14 protein-coding genes are annotated in these 10,403 nt (G+C 37.4%); 3 read left to right on the top strand and 11 right to left on the bottom strand.

Going from position 1 to position 10,403, the window contains the following annotated elements; all coding sequences use genetic code 11:
• Nucleotides 1-374: 374 nt before the first annotated feature.
• On the top strand, nt 375-482 hold the full coding sequence (locus tag IQ228_RS27430; RefSeq protein WP_035082810.1) for a prevent-host-death protein: 108 nt from the start codon (nt 375-377) through the stop codon (nt 480-482).
• Between the two features lie 173 nt (nt 483-655).
• Here IQ228_RS27430 and IQ228_RS12875 read toward each other — a convergent pair whose 3' ends face one another.
• The 9 genes from IQ228_RS12875 to IQ228_RS12915 form a co-directional block, all read right to left on the bottom strand.
• Nucleotides 656-874 (bottom strand): type II toxin-antitoxin system RelE/ParE family toxin, encoded by a 219-nt coding sequence (locus tag IQ228_RS12875; protein ID WP_306459842.1) that lies wholly within the window; start codon nt 872-874, stop codon nt 656-658.
• Nucleotides 871-1,137, bottom strand: a complete 267-nt coding sequence (locus IQ228_RS12880; RefSeq protein WP_193963019.1) for a type II toxin-antitoxin system ParD family antitoxin — start codon at nt 1,135-1,137, stop codon at nt 871-873. Before IQ228_RS12880 ends, IQ228_RS12875 begins: the two co-directional genes overlap by 4 nt.
• Nucleotides 1,138-1,164: 27 nt before the next feature.
• Entirely contained in the window at nt 1,165-1,527 is a 363-nt protein-coding gene (locus IQ228_RS12885) for a hypothetical protein (protein WP_027402912.1), read from the bottom strand.
• Nucleotides 1,524-1,841: a hypothetical protein gene (locus IQ228_RS12890; RefSeq protein WP_027402913.1), complete on the bottom strand. Its 318-nt coding sequence runs from the start codon at nt 1,839-1,841 to the stop codon at nt 1,524-1,526. The genes IQ228_RS12885 and IQ228_RS12890 overlap by 4 nt, the downstream gene beginning before the upstream one ends.
• Before the next feature lie 80 nt (nt 1,842-1,921).
• Entirely contained in the window at nt 1,922-2,392 is a 471-nt protein-coding gene (locus tag IQ228_RS12895; protein WP_027402914.1) for a hypothetical protein, read from the bottom strand.
• A 160-nt stretch (nt 2,393-2,552) separates the two neighbouring features.
• A complete protein-coding gene (locus tag IQ228_RS12900) occupies nt 2,553-2,747 on the bottom strand; it encodes a hypothetical protein (RefSeq protein ID WP_228043854.1) in 195 nt (64 codons plus the stop codon).
• A 52-nt stretch (nt 2,748-2,799) separates the two neighbouring features.
• Nucleotides 2,800-3,087, bottom strand: a complete 288-nt coding sequence (locus IQ228_RS12905) for an HNH endonuclease (RefSeq protein ID WP_234413254.1) — start codon at nt 3,085-3,087, stop codon at nt 2,800-2,802.
• A 5-nt stretch (nt 3,088-3,092) separates the two neighbouring features.
• Entirely contained in the window at nt 3,093-3,407 is a 315-nt protein-coding gene (locus IQ228_RS12910; protein WP_027402915.1) for a hypothetical protein, read from the bottom strand.
• A 91-nt stretch (nt 3,408-3,498) separates the two neighbouring features.
• Entirely contained in the window at nt 3,499-3,636 is a 138-nt protein-coding gene (locus IQ228_RS12915; protein ID WP_228043855.1) for a hypothetical protein, read from the bottom strand.
• Between the two features lie 110 nt (nt 3,637-3,746).
• Here IQ228_RS12915 and IQ228_RS12920 point away from each other — a divergent pair, with 110 nt between their 5' ends.
• On the top strand, nt 3,747-4,328 hold the full coding sequence (locus IQ228_RS12920) for a Uma2 family endonuclease (RefSeq protein ID WP_027402916.1): 582 nt from the start codon (nt 3,747-3,749) through the stop codon (nt 4,326-4,328).
• Between the two features lie 600 nt (nt 4,329-4,928).
• Here the strand turns inward: IQ228_RS12920 and IQ228_RS12925 are convergent.
• Nucleotides 4,929-5,918 (bottom strand): N-acetylmuramoyl-L-alanine amidase, encoded by a 990-nt coding sequence (locus IQ228_RS12925; protein WP_027402917.1) that lies wholly within the window; start codon nt 5,916-5,918, stop codon nt 4,929-4,931.
• 163 nt (nt 5,919-6,081) lie between these two features.
• Here IQ228_RS12925 and bchH point away from each other — a divergent pair, with 163 nt between their 5' ends.
• On the top strand, nt 6,082-9,786 hold the full coding sequence (gene bchH, locus IQ228_RS12930; RefSeq protein WP_193963020.1) for a magnesium chelatase subunit H: 3,705 nt from the start codon (nt 6,082-6,084) through the stop codon (nt 9,784-9,786).
• A 59-nt stretch (nt 9,787-9,845) separates the two neighbouring features.
• Here bchH and IQ228_RS12935 read toward each other — a convergent pair whose 3' ends face one another.
• The gene (locus tag IQ228_RS12935) at nt 9,846-10,256 is read right to left on the bottom strand and encodes a type II toxin-antitoxin system death-on-curing family toxin (protein WP_228043856.1); all 411 of its coding nucleotides are present in this window, start codon (nt 10,254-10,256) and stop codon (nt 9,846-9,848) included.
• Nucleotides 10,257-10,403: the final 147 nt, after the last annotated feature.

Consider the following 10,403-nt stretch of genomic DNA (forward strand, 5'->3'; position numbering starts at 1 on the left):
GGTAATGTTAGCTAGATGCCTCCGGCACGCTGCGCGAACGACCTGTTATAAGAGCTTGTTAGGCTTGCAACACTGTTCCAGTGACCTTAGAACTGTTTAATCACAAGCGACAGAGCAGGGAACTAGCTTCGCATTCCGGGGTGTCGTGACTCAAATAACGGCTACCATGAGAGTAAACTCAGGGTGGTCTGGTCAGTACGGCTTGCTTGATTACTCTTGCAAGCCCAGTCCCTTTAGGGCTGGGTTACTGACGATTTATTCTGCTATTTATCCTGTATATATTTTATAACACTTCTCTTCCTTTGCACCTTTGCGTGAAATAAAAATATTCATAACTTCTTGATATACTAGAAACATTCCTAAACAATCATCTCATGTTAACCATAACCATTGATGAAATCCAGAAAAACTTCACTAGCTATCTTCACCAAGTAGCAGCAGGAGAAAGTATTATTATCATTGAAGCAGGTAAAGCGATTTAGAGTGCCTCATATTAGGCAGTTTACTGGTTTTGCAGAGGGTTAAATTTTTTGTATTCTTCCTTTGCGTCTTTGCGTGAGATAAAGTTTCAATCATCCATTGATTCTGTAAACAAAGATTCCAGATTTCGATAACCACTAACTACACGCACAATTTCAATCCCACCATTAATAACTCAATAAAAAATAACATAACCATCCAAAGGAACACCCTGCAAATCAACCCTAATATATTCATAGCTACGCCCCATATTGGGGAAATTAGCTAAATATTTACATTTTTTCTCAAATTCATCAACAAAACGCTCTCCAGCATCAATATTTCTATTGGCAAAATAATCAATAATTTCTAATAAATCCCGACTAGCTTCTGGAGAAATAATATGTATTTTCATCCTTTTATCTCTCTCGCTTGACGCAACTTATCCCGCAATTGTGAAATCACAACATCTCCATTAATACCTTCCCCTCTATCCAATTGTTCAATAGCAATATCAACCTTTTCCCGTGTTTCTTCCACCCAATTTTGATAACCCTTATCCCACTCCAAAAGTAACTTCAAAGCCTTACTAATTACATCTTCAGGATTTGTATATCTACCCGTAGCAATTTGCGCTTGAATAATTTGCTCTAATTCCGGTTTAATTTGGATATTCATGATTTCACCTTTGCGCGAAATAAAAAATTATCCTAAATTCAAAATACCTTCTGGAAAATCCACAACCAAACGCAAAAACTTCAACCATTCAGAACCTAATAAAACTTCTGTAATATTATCCCCCACATGAACAGGAATTTCATATTCCTTACCATCCAATATTACCTTACCTAAATAGATATTAAACCTTGATTCACCTTGTGCTGTTTGCATAGGTTCATTACCAAGAAAAACCCAATCCAGTCCATCCAAATCTTGAGTATTAATTGCCATAAACTTGGTAAATCCTGTATCTAACATCGCATCCACAGGTAGATTTAATCCATCAGCCGTAATCAAATCAATCTCAAAAAATAGCTGCCCCTCACTACCAAAATTTCCCTGAATCATATTCTCCCAGTCGTTCCTGTTTCATTTAAGCAAAACACATAATTCTTAGCCTTTGGATATTTTTCATGGACTTTTTTATGAGCTTGGATATTATCTTGATCAAGAAAGTATTCTCCACTATCTGGTTCTATGGCAATATACCAACCATAGTGACTTTCCATATATTCAGGACGGACACGATCAAAAATTGCCCGACAACGTTGATAAAATATTTCATCTTCTGCTTCTCGTCTAGCTAATTCTTCTGGTGATATAATCAATTCAGGAAAAATTCTTCCTCTTCTTACCACTTTTTTTGATGTTATGTGAGTCATATCATTAACTTTAACTCTATTTATTATCTTAACTTAAATTGTGCTTAATTGCAACTTTTATCATTATTTGAACATGAATTTTAACATGATTTTCCCTCTTTATTTTCATCATTAAAAGCTGCTGCTAATTCAGGACTACTAATAGCTATAGAACTTTCTTTCCATTCATAAATAATAGCATCAATCAAATCCCAAGCCTGATTAGAAGTATCAGTTAAGCGAAAAGCCTCACTCACTTCTTTAATAAACTCTTGCAATTCATCAGCATCAAAAACCCGCAACCAACCATAAGGATGTTCATAACCAATTTCTTGACCCAACAATAACCGAAACGCCACCGATAACACCTCAAAAACCGCCTTACTTTGTGTTACACCTTTCACTAAATAAGCCACATCCTCACGACGCAACAGCGCAAAAGATTGGTCATTTCTAGTAATAGTAATTGGGTGTTCATAAGCCTTATCTAAAACCTTTCCAGGTTGACGATTTAACTCAGTAGCTGTCACTAACTCATCTGAGTAAGCATTGCTAAAAATTGCCATTGACATGATACCTGCGTTTTCCAGAAACGCTGACTTAATATAAAGATAATATTACGTACTATTATACGTAACCCTTATCATTTGTCAATAGGTAAGATTACAAAAACCTTTGTTTGGGGTTTCATTTTTTCTTTGCGCGAAATAAAAACCCCAAAAATCCCCATCATTAATCATTAGGAGGATGCCAACTTAAACCAATCCAAATAGCCCTAGCTTGGACAACATCTTCATTATTTAATCGTAAAGCTAAAACCGTACCTCTGCCAATAGCAGTTATCCCAATAATATGAGTACCACCATTTGCCCATTGAAAATGATCTAAGAGACTTCCAAATAAAAAAATGTCCCAAAACTGATGCAAAAATTCTCTCTCTGTGTACTCTGTGCCTCTGTGGTTCGTTTCTTGGGATAATTTATTTCTTGGAAGTCTCTAACCATCTTTGTAGACGAGCATTAAACAAAGATACAGATTCATTCGTTACAGGATCATTAGCTGTTATTTTCGCTCCTTTAAACTCATTACAACGATAACAACAAGCAGCTAAATTTTCTCGCTCATCATTTCCCCCTAAAGAACTAGGCAAAATATGATCCATAACTAAAGGCATACCTGTTAAACGGCTAGATGTGCGACAATATTCACATCTATAGCTCGCCTCATTAATAACTTGTTGACGAAGAGATTTAGAAATAGATGACACTGGTATTATACTAATTGCTCAAAATCTGGAAGAGAATAACCTTTCCATTTTAAAAGTGCATAGGCATAGGCTTTTTTCAGCATTAAATAATCAGCACTCACTCGCAGCGATTTCAATAATAATCTATCAGATTCACTTAATTGATTATTTTGATTTTTTTCTAAAAGTTGTAAATGTAATTCTTGCTGACTTTCTGGAACTCGACTTTGAGCAATAGTTAATAACTCCTCAATAGTTAATTCTTGCATAGCGATTAATTCCCCTTGTAATTCCAGAGGTGCATAATCAATAGCAGGAGGAGCATTAATTCGAATAGTCATGATTTATCCTGGTATTTGACCTATATATATTTTATAACACTTCTCTTCCTTTGCGCCTTTGCTCCTTTGTATCTTTGCGCGAAATAAAAAATTATCCCAAAGTTAAAATACCCTCTGGAAAATCCACCACCAAACGCAACAACTTCAACCACTCAGAACCCAATAAAATTTCATTAATACCTTTACCCACATTCACAGGAATTTGATACTGCTTTCCGTCTAATATCACTTGACCCTTTTTTTGATGTTATGGGAGTCATATTTTTAACCTCAATTCTAACTAACATTGTAACACAATATATGATATTATCTAAATAATCAATATAAAAATTTTCTAATATGACTCTTAGCCAATCTCACCCCTATCTTTCCCCAGAAGAATATTTAGAAGCTGAAAAATCCAGCCCTATTAAACATGAATATATCCAAGGGCAAATTTACGCAATGGCTGGTGCTAGTGATGCTCATGTGACAATTACCGCTAACTTAGTCGCCCTTTTAAGAAATCATATTCGTGGTACAGGATGCCGTCTTTATGTCGCTGATATGAAAGCGAGAATTGAATCTCTAGATATTTTCTATTATCCTGATATTATGGTAACTTGCGATTCAAGAGATACACAATTTGAATATTTTAAACGATATCCGAGTTTAATTATTGAAGTTTTATCACCTTCTACAGAAGCCTTAGATAGAGGTGATAAATTTAGTGATTATCAAGAATTAGACACTTTACAAGAATATGTTTTAGTAAGCCAGAATCGGCAAAGGATTGATTGTTTTCGGCGCAATGCTGAAGGAAGATGGGTTCTTTATAGCTATAGAGTAAATCAACAATTAGAGTTAAACAGTGTGAATTTTTCTTGTTCTCTAACTAATGTTTATGAAGACGTTACTTTTCCTACAAATTTAAGTAAATAAAATAAGATTACTTAGCTGGAATGGGGGTTTCAAAGCCTCTCCCTAACCCTCTCCTAAGAGGCTCCTAAGAGGAGAGGGAAAAGGAATAACATTTAATACTGGAGAGGTTTGGAGAGGGGTTTATTTATACATTAAAAACTTTTCAAACATCCTCTTAGTTTCATCATTAAAAGCTGCTGCTAACTCAGGACTAATAATAGCCATAGAACTTTTATACTACACACGGGTGAGATTTAAACTTTCGCCAAATGACAAAGAACCCAGATGTGTAGGGGTAAAGCAAAAACTCATAGGTGTCAACTTAAGCTCAAATCCCTACCACATCTCGTTCCTAGTCTCTGACTAGGAATGCAGTTGATGAGGCTCTGCCTCTAATATCATTGAAGGCAGAGCCTTCTAGAATTCATTCCCAGTCAGAGACTGGGAATGAGACGAGTTGAGTTCTTCGGAAAAAACTTCTGTTCTTCCCCCCTGCCTCTCTTCTCCCCCTGCTTGCCTTCACCCGTCATTTTCCAGACTACTAGTATAGGGAGTATAACCCCCTATTTACCAGCAATATCCTTTATGAAGTCTAGATAGATATTAGGTAAAAAATTACTGCTAACCTATCAATTTCTGCCAAGTCATTGCCCCAATAATACCATCAGCAGTTAAACCATTTTGCTGTTGAAATTTCTTGAGTGCTGCTTCCGTTTGCGAACCATAAATACCATCGGGATTAGCACCTATACGATATTGTAAATATCTGATAATCACACCACTAGCATGAGTTCCTTGAATAACTCGTTTAGCTAATATTTGATTGATAGCATCCCAGGTAGTATTACTAGCAATTCCTGTTGGTAAAACTCCCACAATTCTCTGGAATTTTTCCGTTGCCGAAGATGTAGCCGCCCCCATGCCATTATCTTCTACTAGGGTCCGATTATTTTTATCAGTAATTTTCAGCCGATTTAAAGCCTGTTGTAGTCTGAGAATGCTCTTATCTTTATTCTGTTCTTCATCTATAACAGAATTTGCAGGAGCATTAGGCACAGTATTTGCAGGAGCATTAGAAGCAGGATTTACAGAAATATTTGCTACTTTACCTGTTAACCCGGCAACTATGGCATTAGCCATTGCTTCACCATCATATATTTGCATATCTTTGGCAGAATCAATGAAGCAACCTTCTATGAGAATCCCTGGCATATTTGTTCTTTTCAGAACATATAGGTGTGAACCACTTTTAACACCACGATCAAAAAAGCCCAATTTGACAATTTCATCTAATACTTTTTGGGCAACTTTTTTGCCAGCGTCACTAATAGCAAATACTTCTGTCCCATTAGCTTGTCCATTAAAAGCATTAAAATGAATAGATACAAAAAAATCTACTCGGTTATTATTGGCTTTTTCGCACCGACTACCTAATGATTGATTTACTGTACTGGCACTATTTGGTTTACATGAGATTACTATATGTCCTAAACTTTCTAATTTAGCGATAACCTTGTTACCCACTTCCATTGTTAACTTATCTTCCGATTTAATACCAGCTGCACCACTATCGGGAGGGCAGTTGTGACCAATATCAATGCCGAATTTCATTTTTATCTCCTTAATTGACTTTGTTGCTATGCCAAGAGTCTGCTACTGGTTAATTTAGTTCCAAAAAGCATAGACATTATTTTAATCTCTAGGTAGAGATTCCCCCATTAATCCCCAAAAATGTTTAAGATCAATGTAAAGAAATATTTCGTAGCAAAAGCGCATGAAACGCATTGTCTTGATTGCTGGGTTTGAATCGTTTAACGTGGACTTGTACCGAAAAGCGGCTGATTTGGCTAGTTCCCGGTGTCCAGAGTTGGATATTCGAGTATTTAGCGATCGCAATATTACCACCAATAGCCCGGAAGTAGAAGCAGCCCTCAAAAACGCAGATGTGTTCTTTGGCAGTTTACTCTTCGATTATGACCAAGTTGTGTGGTTGCGAGAGCGCGTCGCTAATATTCCTATCCGTCTCATTTTCGAGTCAGCACTGGAATTAATTAGTTTAACCAAAATAGGAGCATTCGCTATTGGTGACAAACCCGCAGGAATGCCCAAACCCATTAAATTCATCCTTGACAAATTCAGCAACGGTAAAGAAGAAGACAAACTCGCCGGTTATATCAGTTTCTTGAAAATTGGACCCAAGTTATTAAAATTCATCCCCGTCCAAAAAGTCCAAGACCTTCGTAACTGGTTAATTATCTATGGTTACTGGAACGCCGGCGGTTCAGAAAACGTCGCTGCCTTATTTTGGACAATTGCGGAAAAATACTTAGATTTAAAAATTGGAGATATACCGCCACCCATTGAAACCCCCGACATGGGTTTGTTGCATCCCGAATATCAAGGTTTTTTTAGATCACCGCGCGAATATTTACAATGGTATCGGAAAAGAGACCAGGACGTAGGGGCGCAGGGTCTGCGCCCAATCATCGGTATTTTACTTTATCGAAAGCACGTCATTACCAAATTGCCCTATATTCCCCAACTGATCCGCTATTTTGAAAAAGCCGGTTTAACTCCCTTACCCATCTTTATCAACGGCGTAGAAGGTCACGTAGCCGTCAGAGATTGGATGACCAGCGACTACGAAACCCAACAACGTCAAAGAGGTAACATTGAAACTCCTTCCCTTACCGCAGAAGCAGTAAAAATTGATGCCATAGTTTCTACCATTGGATTTCCCCTAGTTGGTGGTCCGGCTGGTTCAATGGAAGCAGGAAGACAGGTGGAAGTAGCTAAACGCATTCTCACAGCCAAAAATGTCCCTTATATCGTCGCTGCACCGTTATTAATTCAAGATATTTATTCTTGGACGCGCCAAGGTGTAGGCGGATTGCAAAGTGTTGTACTGTATGCTTTGCCAGAATTAGATGGTGCGATTGATACAATTCCCCTCGGTGGTTTAGTCGGTGAACAAATTTATTTAGTTCCTGAACGAATGCAGCGATTAACTAATAGAGTCAAAAGTTGGGTTTCTCTCCGCCAAAAACCTATTTCCCAACGAAAAATAGCCATTATTTTATATGGTTTTCCCCCTGGCTATGGTGCAGTGGGAACTGCTGCATTATTAAACGTTCCTCGCAGTTTAATTAAATTACTAAATGCACTCAAAGCACAGGGTTATACAGTTGGTGATATTCCTGAAGATGGTGAAGTATTAATCCAACAAATTAAAGAAGCAGATGAAATTAATCCTATCGCCAGCCGAGAGGAAGGCATATCCCCCCCCGTTTACGGGGGGGCTAGGGGGGGTTCTACCGTTAATGCCAGAACCTTAGAAAAATGGTTAGGTTATCTTTTCACAACTCGCATTGAAAAACAATGGAAATACCTCACCGGTAGCGGCATTAAAACCTATGGTGATGAGTTCAATATTGGTGGTGTGCAATTAGGAAATGTGTGGATAGGTGTCCAGCCACCTTTGGGAATTCAAGGTGATCCCATGCGGTTAATGTTTGAAAGAGATTTAACCCCCCATCCCCAATATGCAGCCTATTATAAATGGTTACAAAATGAATTTGAAGCTGATGCAGTTGTTCATTTCGGAATGCACGGAACGGTTGAATGGTTGCCCGGTTCACCATTAGGAAATACTGGCTATTCTTGGTCTGATATTCTCTTGGGAAATCTGCCAAATCTCTATGTCTATGCCGCAAATAATCCTTCAGAATCAATCTTAGCCAAACGTCGTGGTTATGGAGTATTAATCTCTCATAATGTCCCACCCTATGGACGCGCTGGTTTATATAAGGAATTGGTGAATTTACGCGATTTAATCGCAGAATATCGGGAAGATCCAGAAAAGAATTATCTGTTAAAGGAAGGGATTTGTAAAAAAATTGTTGATACCGGTTTGGAGGTAGATTGTCCTTTTGATGATGCTAAAAGGTTGGGTATTCCCTTTACACCGGAAAATGTGAGGATGTTTAGTAATCATGCTTTTGATCATTATTTGGTCAAGTTGTATGAGTATCTCCAAGTTCTCGAAAATCGTCTTTTTTCTTCTGGTTTACATACTTTAGGTGAAGCACCGAATCAGGAGGAGTTAACTGGTTATTTGGATGCTTATTTTGGAAACGAACCACAGAGCCACAGAGAACACAGAGAGAAGGAGGAAGAGGAAATTACAAGATTATTAAATCAATCTACTGATGAGTTAACGAATCTTTTAAGAGGGTTAAATGGTGAGTTTATTCCTCCTGCACCTGGTGGTGATTTGTTGCGTGATGGTGCTGGTGTTTTACCGACGGGTAGGAATATTCATGCTTTAGATCCTTATCGGATGCCTTCTCCTGCTGCTTTTGAACGAGGTAAGGAAATTGCTAAGAAAATTATTTCTCAGTCTTTAGATGAAAATAAGAAATATCCAGAAACAGTGGCAGTTTTATTATGGGGTTTGGATGCTATTAAAACTAAGGGTGAATCTTTGGGGATTCTCTTGGAATTGGTAGGCGCTGAACCTGTCAAGGAAGGAACAGGACGCATAGTTAGATATGATTTAAAACCTCTCGCTGAAGTTGGACATCCGCGTATTGATGTGTTAGCAAATCTATCGGGTATTTTCCGAGATAGTTTTGTGAATATCATTGAATTATTGGATGATTTATTTCAACGGGCTGCGGAAATTGATGAACCGGAGGAAATGAATTTTATTAGAAAACACGCTTTGATTTTGAAAGCCCAAGGTGTGGAAAATTCTTCCGCAAGATTGTTTTCTAATCCCTCTGGCGATTTTGGTTCTTTAGTTAATGATAGGGTGGTTGATGGTAATTGGGAATCTGGAGAAGATTTGGGAAATACTTGGGAAAGTCGCAATGTCTTTAGTTATGGTAGAAATGATAAAGGACAAGCTAGACCAGAAGTATTACAGACCTTATTAAAAACTAGCGATCGCATTATTCAAGAAATAGATTCGGTAGAATATGGATTAACCGATATTCAGGAATATTATGCCAATACAGGCGGTTTGAAAAAAGCCGCAGAAAAACAAAGCGGCAAAAAAGTACAAGCCAGTTTTGTCGAAAGTTTTTCTAAAGACACCACACCCCGCAATTTAGATGATTTATTGCGAATGGAATACAGAACTAAGTTATTAAATCCTAAATGGGCTAACGCAATGGCGAATCAAGGTTCTGGGGGCGCTTTTGAAATTTCCCAACGCATGACGGCGTTAATAGGTTGGGGTGGAACTGCTGATTTCCAAGATGATTGGGTATATGATCAAGCAGCAGAAACCTATGCTTTAGATCCAGAAATGGCGGAAAAATTACGCAAAGCCAATCCTGAAGCCTTTAAAAATATCCTGGGAAGAATGTTAGAAGCATCAGGACGCGGATTATGGCAAGCTGACGCAGATAAGTTAGAAAAATTGCGTCAGTTGTATGAATTGAGTGATGAACAATTGGAAGGGGTGACAGTTTAATAGCTTTAATTGTAGGGTGCGTTAGCGACAGCGTAACGCACCACATCTCAAATCATATTTTAAAATAATTCTATAATACAATCTCTCAATATCTCAATTAACTGTTCTTTACTAACTTTATTATCAGCAACCTGCATTGTTAATTGATATGCTTCTTCTGGTGTCATGTTCAGTTCATAATCATTCAAGTTCAAGAATGTCACCATAACATCAAAAGCGGTGCGTTTATTTCCATCTATAAAAGCATGATTATTAGTAATGTGAAATAAATATGCTGCTGCTTGTTCAACAATAGTAGGATGTAAAAATTCTCCTCCAAAACTTGCTTGAGGTTGGTAAATCGCAGAATCTAATAAACCTTCATCGCGGATACCGTATGAGCCACCATATAAGTTAATTTGCTTATTATGTATACTTAGTACATCTTCTTTTGCAATAAATTTAGGACTATGCAAGTTTTCTATATACATAATCCCATTTTTTTGTAGATGCTAAAGAAGTTAACATAGCTTCCGATTCTTTAGGTGTGATATCATCTTCCAATTCTAGTGATTTAAAAAAATCTTCAGTAAATATTTTAAATTGTACACTAGCTTTAATAATTGATTGTATTACGT

The organism is Dolichospermum sp. LEGE 00246 (assembly GCF_015207865.1).
GTDB lineage: Bacteria > Cyanobacteriota > Cyanobacteriia > Cyanobacteriales > Nostocaceae > Dolichospermum > Dolichospermum heterosporum.

What these genes read in the sequence shown, in the direction of transcription:
- IQ228_RS27430 (WP_035082810.1), top strand. Translation starts at nt 375, where the DNA reads ATGTTAACCATAACCATTGATGAAATCCAGAAAAACTTCACTAGCTAT.
- IQ228_RS12875 (WP_306459842.1), bottom strand. Translation starts at nt 874, where the DNA reads ATGAAAATACATATTATTTCTCCAGAAGCTAGTCGGGATTTATTAGAA.
- IQ228_RS12880 (WP_193963019.1), bottom strand. Translation starts at nt 1,137, where the DNA reads ATGAATATCCAAATTAAACCGGAATTAGAGCAAATTATTCAAGCGCAA.
- IQ228_RS12885 (WP_027402912.1), bottom strand. Translation starts at nt 1,527, where the DNA reads ATGATTCAGGGAAATTTTGGTAGTGAGGGGCAGCTATTTTTTGAGATT.
- IQ228_RS12890 (WP_027402913.1), bottom strand. Translation starts at nt 1,841, where the DNA reads ATGACTCACATAACATCAAAAAAAGTGGTAAGAAGAGGAAGAATTTTT.
- IQ228_RS12895 (WP_027402914.1), bottom strand. Translation starts at nt 2,392, where the DNA reads ATGTCAATGGCAATTTTTAGCAATGCTTACTCAGATGAGTTAGTGACA.
- IQ228_RS12910 (WP_027402915.1), bottom strand. Translation starts at nt 3,407, where the DNA reads ATGACTATTCGAATTAATGCTCCTCCTGCTATTGATTATGCACCTCTG.
- IQ228_RS12920 (WP_027402916.1), top strand. Translation starts at nt 3,747, where the DNA reads ATGACTCTTAGCCAATCTCACCCCTATCTTTCCCCAGAAGAATATTTA.
- IQ228_RS12925 (WP_027402917.1), bottom strand. Translation starts at nt 5,918, where the DNA reads ATGAAATTCGGCATTGATATTGGTCACAACTGCCCTCCCGATAGTGGT.
- bchH (WP_193963020.1), top strand. Translation starts at nt 6,082, where the DNA reads ATGAAACGCATTGTCTTGATTGCTGGGTTTGAATCGTTTAACGTGGAC.
- IQ228_RS12935 (WP_228043856.1), bottom strand. Translation starts at nt 10,256, where the DNA reads ATGTATATAGAAAACTTGCATAGTCCTAAATTTATTGCAAAAGAAGAT.